This window comes from Lelliottia jeotgali, assembly GCF_977070485.1.
Map to the genome: position 1 here is coordinate 1 of NZ_CDRVFO010000010.1, position 18,780 is coordinate 18,780.

General features: G+C 60.3%; 18 protein-coding genes and 2 tRNA genes. 16 read left to right on the forward strand and 4 right to left on the reverse strand.

From position 1 onward, the window contains the following. The first annotated feature begins 127 nt into the window (after window positions 1–127). The 9 genes from ACW4TB_RS16025 to ACW4TB_RS16065 all read left to right on the forward strand — a co-directional run bounded on the left by ACW4TB_RS16025 (window position 128) and on the right by ACW4TB_RS16065 (window position 9,581). Window positions 128–212 (forward strand) — tRNA-Leu (locus tag ACW4TB_RS16025). A 36-nt stretch (window positions 213–248) separates the two neighbouring features. Further along, window positions 249–324 (forward strand) — tRNA-His (locus tag ACW4TB_RS16030). Between the two features lie 239 nt (window positions 325–563). Next, window positions 564–863, forward strand: a complete 300-nt coding sequence (locus tag ACW4TB_RS16035; protein WP_012313643.1) for a DUF6388 family protein — start codon at window positions 564–566, stop codon at window positions 861–863. Between the two features lie 246 nt (window positions 864–1,109). Next, on the forward strand, window positions 1,110–2,423 hold the full coding sequence (gene tig / locus ACW4TB_RS16040; RefSeq protein ID WP_012313644.1) for a trigger factor: 1,314 nt from the start codon (window positions 1,110–1,112) through the stop codon (window positions 2,421–2,423). Between the two features lie 91 nt (window positions 2,424–2,514). Then, window positions 2,515–3,156 carry an ATP-dependent Clp endopeptidase proteolytic subunit ClpP gene (gene clpP / locus ACW4TB_RS16045; RefSeq protein WP_009683825.1) on the forward strand — a complete coding sequence of 214 codons (642 nt, stop codon included), beginning with the start codon at window positions 2,515–2,517 and terminating at the stop codon, window positions 3,154–3,156. 108 nt (window positions 3,157–3,264) lie between these two features. Further along, window positions 3,265–4,548: an ATP-dependent Clp protease ATP-binding subunit ClpX gene (gene clpX, locus ACW4TB_RS16050; protein ID WP_012313645.1), complete on the forward strand. Its 1,284-nt coding sequence runs from the start codon at window positions 3,265–3,267 to the stop codon at window positions 4,546–4,548. Window positions 4,549–4,704: 156 nt separating this feature from the next. Next, a complete protein-coding gene (gene lon, locus ACW4TB_RS16055; RefSeq protein WP_012313646.1) occupies window positions 4,705–7,101 on the forward strand; it encodes an endopeptidase La in 2,397 nt (798 codons plus the stop codon). A 152-nt stretch (window positions 7,102–7,253) separates the two neighbouring features. Beyond that, a complete protein-coding gene (locus ACW4TB_RS16060) occupies window positions 7,254–7,526 on the forward strand; it encodes an HU family DNA-binding protein (protein WP_012313647.1) in 273 nt (90 codons plus the stop codon). A gap of 183 nt (window positions 7,527–7,709) precedes the next feature. Then, window positions 7,710–9,581, forward strand: coding sequence for a SurA N-terminal domain-containing protein (locus tag ACW4TB_RS16065; protein ID WP_012313648.1), 1,872 nt, complete (start codon window positions 7,710–7,712; stop codon window positions 9,579–9,581). A gap of 80 nt (window positions 9,582–9,661) precedes the next feature. On the opposite strand, the gene ACW4TB_RS16070 is transcribed toward ACW4TB_RS16065, so the two are convergent. Next, window positions 9,662–10,702: a patatin-like phospholipase family protein gene (locus ACW4TB_RS16070; RefSeq protein ID WP_012313649.1), complete on the reverse strand. Its 1,041-nt coding sequence runs from the start codon at window positions 10,700–10,702 to the stop codon at window positions 9,662–9,664. A gap of 153 nt (window positions 10,703–10,855) precedes the next feature. Between ACW4TB_RS16070 and ACW4TB_RS16075 the strand changes: the two genes are divergently transcribed. The 3 genes from ACW4TB_RS16075 to ACW4TB_RS16085 all read left to right on the forward strand — a co-directional run bounded on the left by ACW4TB_RS16075 (window position 10,856) and on the right by ACW4TB_RS16085 (window position 12,802). Next, on the forward strand, window positions 10,856–11,134 hold the full coding sequence (locus ACW4TB_RS16075; protein WP_012313650.1) for a hypothetical protein: 279 nt from the start codon (window positions 10,856–10,858) through the stop codon (window positions 11,132–11,134). Window positions 11,135–11,148: 14 nt separating this feature from the next. Continuing rightward, on the forward strand, window positions 11,149–11,928 hold the full coding sequence (locus ACW4TB_RS16080) for a CHAD domain-containing protein (RefSeq protein ID WP_012313651.1): 780 nt from the start codon (window positions 11,149–11,151) through the stop codon (window positions 11,926–11,928). Window positions 11,929–12,004: 76 nt separating this feature from the next. Next, on the forward strand, window positions 12,005–12,802 hold the full coding sequence (locus tag ACW4TB_RS16085) for an acyl-CoA thioesterase (RefSeq protein ID WP_012313652.1): 798 nt from the start codon (window positions 12,005–12,007) through the stop codon (window positions 12,800–12,802). A 3-nt stretch (window positions 12,803–12,805) separates the two neighbouring features. Here ACW4TB_RS16085 and ACW4TB_RS16090 read toward each other — a convergent pair whose 3' ends face one another. The 3 genes from ACW4TB_RS16090 to ACW4TB_RS16100 form a co-directional block, all read right to left on the reverse strand. Next, window positions 12,806–13,174: an Mpo1-like protein gene (locus ACW4TB_RS16090; protein ID WP_012313653.1), complete on the reverse strand. Its 369-nt coding sequence runs from the start codon at window positions 13,172–13,174 to the stop codon at window positions 12,806–12,808. Between the two features lie 75 nt (window positions 13,175–13,249). Further along, window positions 13,250–14,728 (reverse strand): methyl-accepting chemotaxis protein, encoded by a 1,479-nt coding sequence (locus ACW4TB_RS16095; RefSeq protein ID WP_012313654.1) that lies wholly within the window; start codon window positions 14,726–14,728, stop codon window positions 13,250–13,252. Window positions 14,729–14,843: 115 nt separating this feature from the next. Beyond that, window positions 14,844–15,641 (reverse strand): TatD family hydrolase, encoded by a 798-nt coding sequence (locus ACW4TB_RS16100; protein ID WP_012313655.1) that lies wholly within the window; start codon window positions 15,639–15,641, stop codon window positions 14,844–14,846. A gap of 158 nt (window positions 15,642–15,799) precedes the next feature. On the opposite strand from ACW4TB_RS16100, the gene ACW4TB_RS16105 reads away from it, so the two are divergent. The 4 genes from ACW4TB_RS16105 (at window position 15,800) to greB (ending at window position 18,763) form a co-directional block, all read left to right on the forward strand. Then, window positions 15,800–17,206: an MltF family protein gene (locus ACW4TB_RS16105; protein ID WP_012313656.1), complete on the forward strand. Its 1,407-nt coding sequence runs from the start codon at window positions 15,800–15,802 to the stop codon at window positions 17,204–17,206. 114 nt (window positions 17,207–17,320) lie between these two features. Further along, on the forward strand, window positions 17,321–17,755 hold the full coding sequence (locus ACW4TB_RS16110; protein WP_012313657.1) for a DoxX family protein: 435 nt from the start codon (window positions 17,321–17,323) through the stop codon (window positions 17,753–17,755). Between the two features lie 214 nt (window positions 17,756–17,969). Then, window positions 17,970–18,278: a hypothetical protein gene (locus ACW4TB_RS16115; RefSeq protein WP_012313658.1), complete on the forward strand. Its 309-nt coding sequence runs from the start codon at window positions 17,970–17,972 to the stop codon at window positions 18,276–18,278. A gap of 11 nt (window positions 18,279–18,289) precedes the next feature. Next, window positions 18,290–18,763: a transcription elongation factor GreB gene (greB, locus tag ACW4TB_RS16120; protein WP_012313659.1), complete on the forward strand. Its 474-nt coding sequence runs from the start codon at window positions 18,290–18,292 to the stop codon at window positions 18,761–18,763. Window positions 18,764–18,780 lie beyond the last annotated feature (17 nt).

Below are 18,780 nucleotides of genomic sequence, written 5' to 3' on the forward strand. Positions count from 1 at the left end.
GGCGTAGCTCAGTTGGTAGAGCGCCGGATTGTGATTCCGGTTGTCGTGGGTTCGATTCCCATCGTCCACCCCATATTCTTCAGAGGCGCCTTGATTGTAGATCTGGCGCCTTTGTTTTAAGCGTTATGCGGACGTGGTGAAATTGGTAGACACACTGGATTTAGGTTCCAGCGGCGCAAGCTGTAAGAGTTCGAGTCTCTTCGTCCGCACCATGTTTATGTAAGGTTGTACCGTAACACCGCAATATGGTGGGCGTAGCTCAGTTGGTAGAGCGCCGGATTGTGATTCCGGTTGTCGTGGGTTCGATTCCCATCGTCCACCCCATATTTTCGAAGGCGCCTTGATTGAATGATCAGGCGCCTTTGTTGTTTCTGCGTTATGCGTACGAGCGCGTAACTATGCAGCCTCGCCGGCAAGCCGGCTCCTGCAGGGGCGCGCAGTTCTTGAGGCCTGTGCAATACCTCTGCCAGCCCTTGCAATCCTCTGGCGACGCCCCAATAAAAGCTGATAGATTTCAGGCGGTTGAAATACCGGCTGGATTAGGCCGGCAAAGGATTTATCCAATGATTGCAAAAGAAGCCCGTCAGGCGCTGGCGCTTCAGCGCTTCGCTGAGGCCAATCCGCAACTGCTCGAGGAGATTCGTGAGCTGGATGCGCGCGAACAGGCCCGGCAGATCGAATGGGCGTTCGAGGATGCCGCCGACGAGCAGGGCATACAGCCTTGGGAGCTGGCGCTGCAGTTGATTGCCGAAAGCCCTGAGCAACTGCAGGCCATGCGCCTGGAGACTCATCGCGAAGTGGCCGAGGCGCTGGGTATGGCCTGGGAAGAGTACTGCCAGTTCAATGAAATCGACCCTGAATAAAGGCGTTTTTGTGGGCTGTAGTTGTTTGACAAGGTATTACGGTTGCGTGCCGCCGATGGCGTTGCGCAGCCAGCATATATATAGAGGCCCGGCGATACGCCGTGCGGGCCTTGCAAGCTAATCGACCGGCGTGGTTTCCCGTCGTCCAGGGTGGGGTGACTTCTGGTGCGTGACTCACTAGAATGCTTGCCCTTGATTCTGGAGTCGGGCTAACGCCGGCTAACGTCTGTGCAACGAGGAATATCCATGCAAGTTTCTGTTGAAAACACTTCCGCTCTCGAGCGCCGCATGACCATCGCCGTTCCGGCCGAGCGCGTCGAGAACGAAGTCAACAAGCGTCTGCAGCAGACTGCCAAGCGCGCCAAGGTCGCGGGCTTCCGCCCAGGCAAAGTGCCGATGAGCGTGATCCGCCAGCGTTTCGAAGCCGATGCTCGTCAAGAGGCCTTCGGTGACCTGGTCCAGGCTTCCTTCTACGAAGCCATCGTCGAGCAGAAACTGAACCCGGCTGGCGCGCCTGCTGTAGAGCCGAAGTCCTTCGAAAAGGGCAAGGATCTGGAATTCGTCGCCATTTTCGAGGTGTTCCCAGAGTTCGCCGTTGCCGGCCTGGAGTCGATCAGCGTCGAGCGCCTGAGTGCCGAAGTGACTGACGCCGACCTGGACAACATGCTGGAAGTGCTGCGCAAGCAGAACGTGCGCTTCGAGGCCGTTGAGCGTGCTGCCGAGAAAGATGACCAGGTCAACATCGACTTCGTCGGCAAGATCGACGGTGAAGCCTTCGCCGGTGGTTCGGCCAAGGGCACCCAGCTGGTACTGGGCTCCGGCCGCATGATCCCAGGCTTCGAAGACGGCCTGGTTGGTGCCAAGGCTGGCGAAGAGCGCGTTGTCAACGTGACCTTCCCTGAGGATTACCAGAACCTGGACCTGGCTGGCAAAGCTGCCGAGTTCACCATCACCGTCAACAGCGTTTCGGCACCTCAGCTGCCAGAACTGAACGAAGAGTTCTTCGCCCAGTTCGGCATCAAGGAATCGACCCTGGAAGGCTTCCGTGCCGAAGTTCGCAAGAACATGGAGCGTGAACTGCGTCAGGCGATCAAGACCAAGGTGAAGAACCAGGTCATGGACGGTCTGCTGGCCGCCAATCCGATCGAAGTGCCAAAAGCTCTGCTGGAAAATGAAGTCAACCGCCTGCGCGTCCAGGCTGTTCAGCAGTTCGGTGGCAACATCAAGCCTGAGCAGCTGCCAGCCGAGCTGTTCGAAGAGCAAGCCAAGCGCCGTGTGGTGCTGGGCCTGATCGTCGCCGAAGTGGTCAAGCAGTTCGAGCTGAAGCCGGACGAAGGCAAGGTTCGCGAAATGATCGAAGAAATGGCTTCGGCTTACCAGGAGCCTGAGCAGGTCATCGCTTGGTACCTTAAAAACGACCAGCAGATGAACGAAGTGCGTTCGGTTGTGCTGGAAGAGCAAGTTGTAGATACTGTTCTGCAGAAAGCTACTGTGACCGACAAATCGGTCTCGTACGAAGAAGCCGTAAAACCAGCGCAGGCGCCTGCCGAAGCTGAGTAAGGCGGCCCTCTCGTAGGAAACCCCCACAAGCCAGCCTTCGCGCTGGCTTGTGCGTATTCAAGCCATGACTATTTGGGAGTGAGCGCAGGACATGTCCCGCAATTCTTATATTCAGCAGAGCTCTGACATCCAGGCCGCAGGCGGCCTGGTCCCGATGGTTATCGAGCAGTCCGCCCGTGGCGAACGTGCCTATGACATCTATTCGCGCCTGTTGAAGGAGCGAGTGATCTTCCTGGTCGGCCCGGTAGAGGACTACATGGCCAACCTGGTAGTGGCACAGATGCTGTTCCTTGAGGCGGAAAACCCGGACAAGGATATCCATCTTTACATCAACTCCCCAGGTGGCTCGGTAACGGCTGGCATGTCGATCTACGACACCATGCAATTCATCAAGCCGGACGTCTCGACCATCTGCATCGGCCAGGCCTGCAGCATGGGGGCCTTCCTGTTGGCCGCCGGCGCCAAGGGCAAGCGTCACTGCCTGCCTAACTCGCGGGTGATGATTCACCAGCCGCTCGGCGGCTTCCAGGGCCAGGCGACCGATATCGAGATCCACGCCCAGGAAATCCTCAACATCAAGGCGCGTCTGAACGAGCTGCTGGCCTACCACACCGGCCAGGATCTGGAGACCATCAAGCGCGACACCGAGCGTGACAATTTCATGAGCGCCTCGCGCGCGGCCGAGTACGGCCTGATCGACTCGGTATACGACAAGCGGCAACTGGCATCCTGAACCCAGGTGCCAGAGCAGGTAGGTGCCCAAGGCGCCTACCTGCGGACTTGAAAAAGCCCGCAATTGCCTTCATCTTGTGTTGCAAGCCTACCGGATTGGATCGATCGAATGACTGACACCCGTAACGGCGAGGACAGCGGCAAATTGCTTTATTGCTCCTTCTGCGGCAAAAGCCAGCACGAAGTGCGCAAACTGATTGCCGGGCCCTCGGTATTTATCTGCGACGAGTGCGTCGACCTGTGCAACGACATCATCCGTGAGGAGGTGCAGGAAGCCCAGGCCGAAAGCAGCGCGCACAAATTGCCTTCGCCGAAAGAAATCAGCGGCATCCTGGACCAGTATGTGATTGGTCAGGAACGCGCCAAGAAGGTGCTTTCGGTAGCGGTGTACAACCACTACAAGCGCCTGAACCAGCGTGACAAGAAAGGTGACGAGGTTGAACTCGGCAAGAGCAACATCCTGCTTATCGGGCCTACAGGCTCGGGCAAGACCCTGCTCGCCGAAACCCTGGCTCGCCTGTTGAACGTGCCGTTCACCATTGCCGACGCCACCACCCTGACCGAAGCCGGTTACGTGGGTGAGGACGTCGAGAACATCATTCAGAAACTGCTGCAGAAGTGCGACTACGATGTGGAAAAGGCCCAAATGGGCATAGTCTATATCGACGAGATCGACAAGATCTCGCGCAAGTCGGACAACCCGTCGATCACCCGTGACGTTTCGGGTGAGGGCGTGCAGCAGGCACTGCTCAAGCTGATCGAGGGCACCGTTGCCTCCGTTCCGCCGCAAGGGGGGCGCAAGCACCCGCAACAGGAATTCCTGCAGGTAGACACCCGCAACATCCTGTTCATCTGCGGTGGCGCCTTCTCTGGTCTGGAAAAGGTCATCCAGAACCGCTCCACCAAGGGTGGTATCGGTTTTGGCGCTGAAGTGCGCAGCAAGGAAGAGGGCAAGAAGGTTGGTGAATCGCTGCGTGAAGTCGAGCCGGATGATCTGGTCAAGTTTGGCCTGATCCCCGAGTTCGTCGGCCGTCTGCCGGTTCTGGCAACCCTCGACGAGTTGGATGAGGCCGCGCTGATGCAGATCCTCACCGAGCCGAAGAACGCTCTGACCAAGCAGTACGCCAGGCTGTTCGAGATGGAAAGCGTGGACCTGGAGTTCCGCAGTGATGCGCTCAAGGCCGTCGCACGCAAAGCTCTGGAGCGCAAGACTGGCGCCCGTGGCCTGCGTTCGATCCTCGAAGGCGTGCTGCTCGACACCATGTATGAGATTCCTTCGCAGAAGGAAGTCAGCAAGGTGGTGATCGACGAAAGCGTCATCGAAGGCACTTCGCAGCCTTTGCTGATCTACGAGAACAGCGAGCCGCAAGCCAAGGCCGCACCCGACGCCTGAGTCGGTTGGGTGGCAGCAAGCAAGAAAGGGGCCCATGCGGGCCCCTTTCTGCTTTTCCTATGCAAGCGCTTGTAATTTCCCAAGCGTGCCCCCACATTAGGTCCAAGCATCATTTCCACCGGTTTCCGGCCATAAGGCCGCTGTAGAGGCGAAATCATGAAGACCACCCTCGACTTGCCTCTTTTGCCATTGCGCGATGTCGTTGTTTACCCGCACATGGTCATCCCACTGTTCGTGGGGCGTGAGAAGTCCATCGAGGCCCTTGAGGCTGCGATGACTGGCGAGAAGCAGATCCTTCTGCTGGCCCAGAAAAACCCCGCCGACGACGATCCGGGCGAAGACGCCCTGTACCGCGTCGGTACCGTCGCTACCGTTCTGCAACTGCTGAAGCTGCCGGATGGCACCGTCAAGGTGCTGGTCGAGGGCGAGCAGCGTGGTGCGGTTGAGCGCTTTACCGAAGTTGAAGGGCACATCCGTGCCGAAGTTTCCCTGATCGACGAAACCGATGCCGCTGAGCGCGAGTCGGAAGTCTTCGTGCGCACGCTGCTGTCTCAGTTCGAGCAGTACGTACAGTTGGGCAAGAAAGTCCCCGCCGAAGTGTTGTCGTCACTGAACAGCATCGAGGAGCCTGGGCGCCTGGTCGATACCATGGCCGCACACATGGCGCTGAAGATCGAGCAGAAGCAGGAAATTCTCGAGATCGTCGATTTGTCCACCCGTGTCGAGCATGTGCTGGCGATGCTGGATGCGGAAATCGACCTGCTGCAGGTCGAGAAGCGTATCCGTGGCCGGGTCAAGAAACAGATGGAGCGCAGCCAGCGCGAGTACTACCTGAATGAGCAGATGAAGGCCATTCAGAAAGAGCTCGGTGATGGCGACGAAGGCCACAACGAAGTCGAAGAGCTGAAAAAACGCATTGAAGCTGCCGGCCTGCCGAAAGACGCCCTGACCAAAGCTCAGGCCGAGCTGAACAAACTCAAGCAGATGTCGCCGATGTCGGCCGAAGCCACCGTTGTGCGAACCTACCTCGACTGGCTCGTGCAGGTGCCGTGGAAGGCCCAGAGCAAGGTTCGGCTGGATTTGTCCAAGGCTGAGGAAATTCTCGATGCCGACCACTATGGCCTTGAAGAGGTCAAGGAGCGCATCCTCGAATATCTCGCCGTGCAGAAGCGCGTGAAGAAAATTCGCGGCCCGGTGTTGTGTCTGGTCGGCCCACCAGGCGTGGGCAAAACCTCGCTGGCCGAGTCGATCGCCGCCGCTACCAATCGCAAGTTCGTACGCATGGCCCTGGGTGGAGTGCGTGACGAGGCCGAGATCCGCGGCCACCGTCGGACATACATCGGTTCGATGCCAGGCCGCTTGATCCAGAAGATGACCAAGGTGGGTGTGCGCAACCCGCTGTTCCTGCTCGACGAGATCGACAAGATGGGCAGCGACATGCGTGGTGACCCGGCCTCGGCACTGCTGGAAGTGCTCGATCCCGAGCAGAACCACAATTTCAACGACCACTACCTGGAGGTCGATTACGACCTCTCGGACGTGATGTTCCTGTGCACTTCGAACTCGATGAACATCCCGCCGGCGCTGCTTGACCGCATGGAAGTCATTCGCCTGCCGGGTTACACCGAGGACGAGAAGATCAACATCGCGGTCAAGTACCTGACGCCCAAGCAGGTCAAGGCCAACGGTTTGAAGAAGGAAGAGCTCGAGATCGACACCTCGGCGATCCGCGACATCATCCGTTACTACACCCGCGAAGCCGGTGTGCGTGGCCTGGAGCGGCAGATTGCCAAGGTCTGCCGCAAGGTCGTCAAGGAACATACCGGCCAGAAGCAGGTCAAGGTCAAAGTGACGAGTGAGCAGCTCGAGCACCTGTTGGGAGTGCGCAAGTTCCGCTACGGCCTGGCCGAGCAGCAGGACCAGATAGGCCAGGTGACCGGCCTTGCCTGGACCCAGGTGGGGGGCGAGTTGCTGACCATCGAGTCGGTGGTTATCCCTGGTAAGGGCCAACTGATCAAGACCGGTTCGCTCGGCGACGTCATGGTCGAGTCGATTACCGCCGCGCAAACTGTAGTCCGTAGCCGCGCTCGCAGCCTGGGGATAGCCGCCGACTTCCATGAGAAGCACGACGTGCACATCCATATGCCCGAGGGTGCCACGCCCAAGGATGGTCCGAGCGCCGGTATCGGCATGTGCACGGCGCTGGTGTCGGCCCTGACGCAGATTCCGGTGCGAGCAGATGTTGCCATGACCGGTGAAATCACCTTGCGTGGGCAGGTATTGGCCATTGGCGGGTTGAAGGAAAAACTGCTGGCGGCGCACCGTGGCGGGATCAAGACAGTGATCATTCCAGAGGAGAATGTTCGCGATCTGAAGGAGATTCCGGAAAATATCAAACAGGATCTGCAGATCAAACCGGTCAAATGGATTGACGAAGTCCTGCAAATTGCGCTGCAATACGCCCCGGAGCCCTTGCCAGATGTGGCTCCTGAGATTGTCGCGAAAGATGAAAAGCGCGACGGCGATGCTAAGGAACGAATTAGCACGCATTAGTAGTTTTTGGCTGGGGGGCTTTCCTTGACAGTATTTTCGGGGCCTTGCTATAAAGCGGCACGCTATTGTCACCAGGCCACCCAGCGCTCGTTTCATAAGCTTTTCATTACATACTTAGAAACAAACTCAATAGAGAAATAAGGGGACTTAGAGTGAACAAGTCGGAACTGATTGACGCTATCGCCGCATCTGCTGACATCCCGAAAGCTGTAGCCGGCCGCGCGCTGGACGCAGTAATTGACTCCGTAACTGGTGCCCTGAAAGCAGGCGACGACGTCGTTCTGGTTGGCTTCGGTACCTTCTCGGTGAAAGAGCGCGCAGAGCGCGATGGCCGTAACCCGCAAACTGGCAAGACCATCAAGATCGCTGCTGCCAAGGTTCCAGGTTTCAAGGCTGGCAAAGGCCTGAAAGACGCCGTCAACTAAGTCGTCTCTTTCAGCCGGACCAGGCCTGGCCAGGTCCGAGCACGCTGAAGGCGGGTCGCAAACGTTCCCGCCTGACACGTTTGCTAAGAAAAGGCGCATCCTCGGATGCGCCTTTCTTTTATCAGGATTCTACCCACGCTCCGCGGTTGTCGACGCAGTGGTACAGCCGTTTCTGGGGGACGCATGCTGCAAAATATCAGGGACAATTCACAAGGTTGGATTGCCAAGACCATCATCGGCCTCATCGTAGTGCTGATGGCGTTGACCGGCTTCGAGGCCATTTTCCAGGCCGCCAGCCATAGCCAGGACGCCGCCAAGGTGAACGGCCAGACCATCAGCCAGAATGAGCTGAGCCAGGCGGCCGACATGCAGCGCCGCCAGCTGATGCAACAGCTGGGCAAGGATTTCGACCCGGCACTGCTGGACGAGAAATTGCTGCGAGATGCTGCGCTCAAAGGGCTTATCGAACGCAAACTGCTATTGCAGGGTGCCAAAGATGCCAAGTTCGCCTTCAGTGAGGCCGCGCTGGATCAGGTAATCCTGCAGACGCCGGAATTCCAGGTGGATGGCAAGTTCAACGCCGACCGTTTCGACCAGGTCATCCGACAGATGGGCTATGGCCGTTTGCAGTTCCGCGAGATGCTCGCCGAAGAAATGCTGATCGGCCAGGTACGCACCGGCATTGCCGGCAGCAGCTTCGTTACCGACCAGCAGGTCGACGCCTTCGCTCGCCTGGAAAACCAGACCCGCGACTTCGCTTCGTTGACCTTCAAGGCCAACCCGGCCGCAGTCAAGGTCAGCGATGACGAGGTCAAGGCCCATTATGAACAGCACGCCAAAGAGTTCATGACGCCGGATCAAGTGGTCATCGACTATGTCGAGCTGAAGAAGTCGGCCTTCTTCGATCAGGTGAAGGTTACCGACGACGAGCTCAAGGCCCAGTACGAGAAGGAAATCGCCAACCTGGCCGAACAGCGCCACGCTGCGCACATCCTTATCGAGGTCAATGACAAGGTCACCGATGCCCAGGCCAAGGCCCGCATCGAAGAGGTCGAGCAACGCTTGGCCAAAGGTGAAGACTTCGCCAAACTGGCCAAGGAGTTCTCCCAGGACCCGGGTTCGGCCAACAGCGGTGGCGACCTTGGCTTCGCCGGTCCGGGTGTGTATGACCCGGTCTTCGAGGACGCTCTGTACAAGCTCGACGATGGTCAGGTTTCGGCACCGGTTCGTACCCAGTTCGGTTATCACCTGATCAAGCTGCTGGGCAAACAGGCGCCGGAAGTCCCGAGTTTTGCCAGCCTGAAGGACAAGCTCACCCGAGACCTGAAGACTCCGCTGGTCGAGCAGCGCTATGTCGATGCCAGCAAGCAGCTGCAGGATGCTGCCTACGAGGCTGCCGACCTGGCCCAGCCGGCCCAGGACCTGAACCTCAAGGTACATACGTCGGCGCCATTCGGCCGTGAAGGCGGTGAAGGCATCACGGCCAACCGTGCCGTGGTCCAGGCTGCGTTTTCCGAGGAAGTGCTGGAGGAGGCTGCCAACAGCACCGCCATCGAGCTGGACCCGGAAACCACCGTGGTATTGCGCGTCAAGGAGCACCGTAAACCGGAGCAGATGCCGCTCGAAGCCGTAGCCAAGTCCATCAGCGAACACCTGGCCAAGGAGAAGGCAACCGCCGAGCTCAAGGCCAAGACGGACAAACTGATCGCCGGCCTGCGTGACGGCTCCGTCGCTGCCGGTACTGCCCAGGAAGGCCAGAGCTGGAAGGCCTACGAAGCAGTCACCCGCAACCAGGACGGTATCGACCCGGCCGAGTTGCAGGCGCTGTTCCGCCTGGCCAAGCCGCAAGCCAAGGACAAGCCGGTATATGGCAGCGTGGTTCTGGCCGATGGCAGCCTGGTCGTGCTGCAGCTCAAGGGTGTCAACGAAGGCGCGGCCGCCAGCGATGAAGAGAAGCAGCAGATTCGCCGCTACCTCGCTTCGCGTGCGGGCCAGCAGGACTTTGCGGCATACCGCAAGCAGCTGGAAGGCAGCGCGGACATCACTCGCTACTGAGTGACTGTCTGGTAACGAAACAGGCCGCATGATGCGGCCTGTTTCGTTTCTGTGGCATGGGCGTAAGCGCCGGGTTCGCCTCAGCGCTTCTCGCCCTCATAGTTATCCAGCGTATCGCGCGCAATCTCCCGGCCCAAGGCGATCAGCTCCGGCGCCTTGTAGAACTCGAAGAATCGGCAGACCCGCTTGGGCACGTTGATCAGCACGTCCGGTGGATACCCCGCGATCTTGTATTGCGCCAACGACGTCTGCATCACCTCGAAACTCTGGTTGATCAGGTCCAGTAGCGAAGCTGGCCCCACGTTGTCGACGATGATCGACCCTGTGGCTGATTTTGGCGCGCCCTCGCTCTGCGGTGCCGCCGCCGGTTGCTGGGCTTCTGGGTCGGCCGCATCGGTCAGCCAGGGGTTGGGTGGAACCAGGCCCTCGCCGGTGATCTCCTGCTCTATGCGCATCAGTTCCTCGGCGGGCTTGCGCCGAAACGGCATGCGCGATCCCAGCGAATTGATCAGCGCGTCAAAGCGCATCCTGAATGCTGCCGGCCGCTCGATGACAGGCAACTGGTACTGCTTCTGGTTGGTGGAGTTGAGGTTCACCGCAATGATCATGTCGCAGTGGCTGGACACTACCGGCACGATCGGCAGCGGATTGAGGATGCCGCCGTCCACCAGCATGCGGTTGCCTTGCATTACCGGCGTGAACAGGCTTGGAATTGCCGCCGAAGCGCGCATTGCCTGGTGAAGGCAGCCTTCCTGGAACCAGATCTCCTGCTGGTGGGTCAGGTCGGTGGCCACCGCCGTGTAGGGGATGCGCAATTGCTCGATATTGATTTCGCCAACGATCTTGCGGATCTGCCCAAACACCTTGTCGCCACGAATGGCACCAAGGCGGAAGCTGACATCGACCAGACGCAGTACGTCCAGGTAATCCAGGCTTTCGATCCAGTTGCGGTATTCATCCAGTTTGCCTGCCGCGTATATTCCCCCGACCACCGCGCCCATCGAGCAGCCGGCAATGCAGGCGATCTCGTAGCCGCGCCGTTCGATTTCCTCGATCACGCCTATATGGGCATAGCCCCGAGCGCCCCCCGATCCCAACACCAGTGCTACACGTTTGCTCATGATCTTCCCCGGCTTTTGCATCCATGGTCCTACAATGCACCGAGCGTTGCCTGTGCTTCAATGTAGACTCTAGGCAAAACGTGCCGGACGCGGCACTTTTCAGGTGCCCGCGCGTCGAACAGCCACTCTATTTGAACCTCTGAGGTATTACCGATGAAAGCCTGGATCTGCCTTCCTCTGATTGCCCTGGCCCTTGCCGGCTGTGCGGGCAAGACGGCTTACCGTGACAGCTGCGCGTCGCAGCTCGATGCCGCCTGGAAGGAGCTTGACTTGGCCAAGGCTGAAGGCTTTGCCGGTACTGTCAGCTATTCCAAGGCTTTGTCGCTTTTGACCGGGGCCAAGACCCAGCAGCAGTTCGAAGGTTTCGAAGGTTGCACCAATAAAGCCGAAAAGGCGCGTTTCTACATTCGTGAGTCGCGCGCCGGGCGCTGACCGAGGAGCGCTGTATGTCCAGCATGCTCGACCATGTGGTTGCCCAGGTAGTGGCCTTGCAGGTGCGCCTGCTGACTTGTCGCGAGCGCCTTGCTGCCGATACCGACAGCGAGGCCTTGCACGATCTGCGCATAGGCCTGAGGCGTTTGCGCAGCCTGTTGCGGCCGCTGAGGGGCTTGCCGGGGGTCGAGCAGTTGGAGGACGCTGCGAAAGCCCTTGGTAGCTTGACCACACCGCTACGTGACCGTGAGGTACTGGCGGCCGAGTTGATCAAGCGCGGCGTTGCCCAGGCGGGGCAGCGGCGTCTGCAAGGGCGGGCTGCCACCTTTGCCGGCGTGGCCACCAGCGCGCAGCTGAGCCGTGTACTTGCCATCCTCGATGCCTTCCCGCTGTTCCTGCGCGCAGCGGGCCGTGAAGGGTTGGCGAAGTCACTGCGCAAGCGCGTCGACAAACGCCTGGTCAAGCAATGGCGCAAGCTGCAGGAAGCCTTGCAGGACCCGGCCCACGACCGCCACCGCCTGCGGCTGTTGATCAAGCGTGTGCGCTATGGCGACCAGGCCTATCCGCAACTCGATCATGCCGGCAAGCCGCTGCAGCGCATGCTAAAACAAGCCCAGAGCGATTTGGGTAACTGGCATGATCGCTTGCAATGGCTGTTGCAGGCTCGATCGCATGCGGACCTCGCGCCCTGCAAGGTCGATTGGGAACAGGAGCTCAATGATGCCGAGCGTCAGTCCGATGTGACACTGGCTGCCTTGCAGGCAGCGCTGGAGCGGCGCAAGCCCGGCAAATGACCGATATGCGGGCTGTTCGACGCAAGGTTGCTCGATAGTATTGGCTGACACCTTTCGCCGCTGCAGGAGCCGGCCCATGAATTTCAACCAACTGCTCGACGCCGTGCGAGCAAACCCCGACGGCGTCAGTGTCCCGCCCAACTGGGCCCAAGGGCGTGCCGTATTCGGTGGCCTGATGGCCGCCATGGTGTATGAGGCCATGCGCCTGAAGCTTGCCGATAGCCGCCCTGTGCGTTCCCTGGCCATCAGTTTCGTCGCCCCGGCAGCTCCCGACGTGCCAACCCGTTTTGAAGTCGAAGTGCTGCGCGAGGGCAAAGCCGTCAGCACCCTGCTTGGTCGAGCGGTGCAGGATGGCCAGGTGGTGACCTTGGTGCAGGGCAATTTCGGCGCCGGGCGGGTATCGGTGGTAGATGTTCCGGCAGTGCCGGCCATGGAGATGAAAGCGCTTGAGGATGCTGCCCCTGTGCTTCCTTACATCAAAGGCGTCACACCAGAGTTCATGCGCCATGTTGCGTTGCGCTGGGCGGTTGGTGGGCTGCCGTTCAGCGGTAATCAATCACGGCACATGGGCGGCTGGGTGCGCTTGCAAGATGTTGCCGAGGAGCAGGTCAACGAGGCCCACCTGTTAGCGCTTGTCGATGCCTGGCCGCCCAGCCTCTTGCCTTACCTGAAGCAGCCGGCAGCAGGCAGCACGCTGACGTGGACCATTGAGTTCATCCAGCCGGTTGCCAGACTGTCGACGTTGGACTGGTGCCGCTACTGCGTCGAGACCGAATACGCGCGCGATGGTTACGGGCATGCTGCAGCCGCCCTGTGGACGGCTGAAGGTGAGCTGCTGGCATTGAGCCGGCAGACAGTTACGGTGTTTGCTTGAGATTCAATTCCGATGCTTGTGCCGCTCCCGCCAGGCTCGCCACCAGGCACCACTGAGCACAAAGCGCGGAAAGGTGATGAACTGTTCGGTCAGCAGGCGCTGCATGGCGTCCTTGCGGTTGGCGAATGGTTCTGGCTGCTCGGCCTCCAGGCGATGGCCCTGACGCTGCAGGCCCAGGCCGGCGATCAGGGAAATGATGCCGACAGCAATCTGGCCAAGGTCCAGGGCGAACAAGCCTGAAAGCACCAGCAAAGCGCCAAGGATGAACAGCGGCACTGCAATCAGGTGCAGCACCAGGTTGGTCGGGTGGCGGTGGTTGTGGTGATAGCCGCGCCATTGCCAGGCGGGCAAGTTGGGCAGTCGTTTGCTCATGGGCAGTTCCTCGCGGTCATGCCCAAAGCTTAGTGCGGCCCTGTGTTCACAGCCAATCGAGGCTAGCTATGGTGACTATAGTTTGAGCTGGCCGATGGCCTTGTTCAGCTCGCCGGCCAGGGTAGCCAGTTCGCTGCTGGTGGTGGCCGAATCGACAGTCTGCTGCACGGTTTCCTCCGTAACGTCACGGATGCTGACTACTGCCCGGTTCATTTCTTCAGCCACTTGGCTTTGCTGCTCGGCGGCGACGGCTATCTGGGTGTTGCTCTCGCGCATCTGCGCCACGGCGCCGGTGATCTCGGCCAGCGCTGCGCCGGCTTCCTGGGCCTGGCGCACGCAGTCGTCAGCTTTGTAAGAGCTTTCCTGCATGAACTCCACCGCATCGCGGGTACCGGCTTGCAGGTCGGCAACCATGCCGGTGATCTCGTCGGTGGAGGTTTGCACGCGTTTGGCCAGGCTACGCACTTCATCTGCGACCACCGCAAAGCCACGGCCCATTTCGCCGGCGCGCGCTGCTTCGATGGCGGCATTTAGCGCCAGCAGGTTGGTCTGTTCGGCAATACTGTGGATGACGTTGACCACGCCATTGATCTTCTGGCTGTCCTCGGCCAGTTGGCGGATCATTTCGGCGGTCTGCTGCACACCGCTGGATAGCCCGGCAATCGAATCCTGCACCCGGTTGACCACATTCTTGCCGCTGCCAGCGAGGGTGTCGGCGGTCTGCGACAGGTCGCGGGTAGCACCGGCATGCTGGGCGATATGGTGCACGGTGGCGGACATCTCGTTGATCGCCGTGGCTGCCTGGTCGGTCTCACTCTGCTGGCCGAGCATGCCGTGGCGAACCTCATTCATGCTTGTGGCTAGGCGCGCGGCGCCCGAATCGAGTTGCGCGGCTGTGCGTGCCACGGTGCTGACCACGCGGTGGTAGGTCGACTGCATGGCGTTGAAGGCGCCTGCCATCTGGCCCACCTCGTCCCCACAAGCCAGGGGCACGCGGGCCGACAGGTCACCGGTTTTTTCCACGTGGAGCATGACATCCTTGAGGGTGTTGAGTTGGCTCAGCAGGAAGCGGATCAGCAGCTGCGAGGCGCAAAGCATTGCCAGCATAAGGATCAGTACGCAGACGGCGTAGTTGGCAAAACGCTCGAAGAACACCTGGCGCACGCTCGGTGCCTGGGCCAGTACCGCCACCTGCTGGTCGCCATGGCGCAGTACCTGGGCGCCGCGTAGTGGGTTGTCGCCCAGGATCCAGTCGGCCGGGAGTGTTACCCAGCCCTGTGCATGGCGCAGGGCATCCAGACTTTGGCCGGCAAAGGTCGGAGTTTGGCCGGGTTGCCAGGTGATCACGTTGGCCTGGCGGGGCAGGGCAAGCCCTTGCGGCCAGGCGGCCAGCAGCTGTGCCTGGGATTGCGCCTGGATCTGCACAGCTTCAGCGCGGGCTCGCTGCTCCAGGTGCACGGCATAAAGCACCAGCATCAGGGTGGTGACAAAGGCCACTGCGTTGACGGCCCAGAACTTGTACTTCAGGGAAATATTGCTAAGCCAGGCACCCATGGGCAGGTCTTCTCTGAGTTGAGCGGAAACATTATTGGCAAGGTGCCATCATTGTGCCCGCCCACGCCTGGGAGGTTTTGACGTGTATCAACAAATCGTTTATGCCCGATCAAGCTCAGGTCAGCTGGAAGAATGCCCGAGCCGTTGCGGTAGTGTGCGCCGCGGTCTCTTCAACTCGTTCACCCCGGTGCAACGCTACCTCCCGCAGCACCTCTGGCAAAAACGCCGGCTCGTTGCGCCCGCTCTTCGGTTTCGGTCGCAGACTGCGCGGCAGCAGGTACGGGGCATCACTTTCCAGCATCAAGCGCCCTTGTGGGATATTTCCCACCAGCGGATGCAGGTGCGTGCCGCGGCGTTCGTCACAGATCCAGCCGGTGATGCCAATGTGCAGATCCATGTCCAGGTAGGCGAACAGTGCGTCACGCTCGCCGGTGAAGCAATGCACCACGGCGGCCGGCAGGTGGTCACGGTAGTCCTTCACAATCGCCAGCAAGCGCTCGCTGGCATCACGCTCATGCAGGAACACTGGCAGACGCAACTCGGCGGCCAGCGCCAACTGAGCTTCCAAGGCTTTTTCCTGGAGTGGGCGAGGGGAGAAGTCGCGGTTGAAGTCCAGCCCGCATTCGCCTACGGCGCGCACACGCGCTTCACTCAGCAACTGGCGCAGTCGTTGGTCGCTGTTGGCGTCCCACGCTTTGGCGTCGTGCGGGTGTACGCCGGCTGTGGCGAACAGGTGCTCGCTGGCGGGATCCAGCTGCTGGCACAGTTCAAGCGCCTGCTCGCTGACCGCGAGGCTGGTGCCGGTAAGGATCATCTGGACTACGCCGGCTTCGATGGCGCGCTCGACAATGGCGGCCTGCTGGTCGTGGAAACTGCTATTGGTCAGGTTGACGCCGATATCGATCAGTTGCATGGTGCTACCTCGTGCCGCGGGACGGCCAGCATAGCAAAAAGCGCGATTTTCGGGAAAAAGCCAAGAACTTCAGGCTGTTGCCATGGTCTTTTACCGTCATTTATCACGAGTTGCTCGTACACATGGATGCTGCCCACCGACCTCGGATACGTTTTCGCATGCTGCGATACCTGCTCGCCCTGCTGCTGGCGTTTGGCCTGATGAGCGTCGGTCCCGCCTACGCACGCCTGCCGGGGCCGCAGCAGAACGTGCCGGTGAGCAAGGCCCGTGACCTTGAACAGATCCGCAGCAGCAAGGTGCTGCGGGTACTGGTCAATCAAAGTCGCAATAGCTCCGGTGAGGTCAAGGGCGAGCCCGTCGGTATCGAGTACTACCGCTTGCGTGCGCTTGAGCATTACCTCAACGCTCGGGCCGGCGACGGGCAACAGGTGCAGCTCAAACTCATCCCCAGAGCCAAAGAGCAACTACTCGGGGCCCTGCAGCGCGGTGAGGGCGACCTTGCCGCCCCGGGCGAATTGCTCGACCCGAGCCTGGTCGGTGGCGTGAACAGCAGTGCTCCGGTCCTGGACCAAGTGCCGCTGTGGCTGGTCGGGCGCAAGGGCGAGCGCAGTTTCACCCGTGTCGAGCAGTTGTCCGGGCGCACCGTGGCGCTGACCAGTGCCAGTGCCGCCGGCGCGCTGATCCAGCAGATCAACCAGCACCTGGCGCTGCGCAAGCGCCCGCCCGTCAAGATCGAGTGGGTCGATTCGACCCTGGCGGTGGAGGACGTGCTGGAGATGGTCCAGGCCGGCATCTATCACCTGACCGTGGTGGAGCGGCCGATCGCGCTGCGCTGGGCTCGGGTAATGCCACGCCTGCGCCTGGATAGCCGCCTGCAACTGGGCCCGCCGCAAGCCATGCGCTGGTATGTGCGGCGTGATGCGACGCTGCTGCAGGCCACGGTCGATCGTTTTTTGCAGGGCTACCGTGCGCCGGAGAACCAGGACGCTGCCTTCGAGCGCATCTACCGGCGCCAGTACCGCGTGCACAACCCGCTTGCGCGCAAGGACCGTCAGCGCCTGGCTTCTGTGCGCGCGGTGCTGCAGAAACATGGCCAGGCGCAACAGATCGACTGGCTGAACCTTGCTGCGTTGGCCTTCAAGGAGTCGACCCTCAACCCGGCGGCGCGCGGCAGTGGCGGGGCGCATGGCCTGATGCAGATCACTCCTGCAGCTGCCCAACGGGTCGGGGTCAGCAATACCGCAACGGTGGATGGCAATGTCCAGGCCAGCGCCCGTTACCTGGCGTTGATCCGCCGCAAGTTCTTTGCCAGCCCGCAGATCAACGAGCGTGAGCGCATGGCCTTTGTGCTGGCCGCCTACAACCTTGGGCCCGAGCGGGTCCAGGCCATGCGTGTCGAGGCTCGCAAGCGTGGCCTCAATGGCAATCAATGGTTCTTTCAGACCGAACGGGTCGCGATGGAGCAGGTGGGCATGGGGCCGGTGAACTTCGTCAACAGCGTGAACAAGTACTTCCTGGCGTTCAACCGTGAGCGTGCGGTGCTGGAGCGGAGGGCCAAGCGCTAATAAATCGATTTCTTTGATTGGTATGCAGGGTTTTTTGCGATTCAAATATCTGTCAAGTCGATTACTATGGCGCCCATCCCAACACAACAGCCCAGCTTTCAAGGAAGTCACCCAATGAACAACGCAATCATCAAACTGCTCTCCACCCGCGCCGGCCTGGGCCTGAGCGTAATTCGCATCCTGGTCGGCATCATCTTCATGGCGCACGGTGCGCAGAAACTCTTCGGCCTGTTCGGTGGCTACGGGTTGGAGGGCACCGGCCAGTGGATGGAGAGCATCGGCCTGGCCCCCGGTTACCTGATGGCCCTGTTGTCCGGCAGCGCCGAGTTCTTCGGCGGCCTGGCCCTGGTGATCGGCCTGCTGGCTCGCCCGGCGGCTCTGGCGTTGACAGTGACGCTGGTGGTGGCAATCTTCTCGGTGCACATCGGTAACGGCCTGTTCATGTCCAACAATGGCTATGAGTTCGCCCTGGCGTTGCTGGCGGGTACCGTCGCGGTACTGATCGAAGGCGCTGGTCGCTTCTCCGTAGACCGATTGATCGCCCGCTGACAGCTCATGCTGCAGGCCTCAAGTTGATGACTTTCAGCTTGGGGCTTGCAGCTTGCCGCGTGTAGCTCTAGCATACCGCCTGCGCCGATTTAAACAGCTACTTGCGGGGCGCAGGAAAGCCCAGCCCCGGGTCATCCGAAATACCGCTAAAGCGCTGGTTCGGTGACGCCTCCCACCGCTGCCCAGCGGGATTTGCGAGGCGGAGATACACTCCATGAGTTGCCCACGTACCAGTGTCTGCTTGAGCCCACTGCCTGCCAGCCAGGCCACCCGTACACCGCGCATCCTGCTCGGTGGCCAGCATCAGCCCACTCTTTTGCGTCATCTCGAAGGCTTGTCCCGTCGCAAAGGCCAGGCCCGCGCCTTCCTCATCCAGTTTGCCGATACCGCGTGCCGGCTGGAGCAGTTTGGCAACGACCGCTTCGATCTGGCGGTGATCCAGGCACCTGCCCCGCAGGATGCTGCCGAAGTGATCGGCCACCTCACCCGCATCGCACGCCAGGGCCTGATTACCCGACGCTGAGGATCCCGCTGTTGAGTACCAATATCATCACGACAGAAGGCCATGAAGCTCTGAAGAAAGAGTTGGACCATCTGTGGCGGGTGTATCGCCCGGAAATTACCCAGAAGGTGGCTTGGGCTGCCTCGCTGGGGGATCGCAGCGAGAATGCCGACTACCAGTACAACAAGAAGTTGCTGCGTGAGATCGACCGTCGGGTCCGATACCTGCGCAAGCGCCTCGAAGACGTCAAGGTGGTTGCCTATTCGCCGCAGCAGGAGGGCAAGGTCTTCTTCGGTGCCTGGGTGGAGATCGAAAATGATGACGGCGAAACCCTGAAGTTTCGCATCGTCGGGTACGACGAGATCTATGGACGCAATGACTATATCTCGATCGATTCGCCGATGGCGCGGGCCCTGCTCAAGAAAGAGAAGGGTGATGAGGTGGTGGTGCACACACCTACCGGCGAAGCGACCTGGTATGTAAGCAGCATAAGTTACGAACAGTAAGCGTTCAGCTGCAAGCC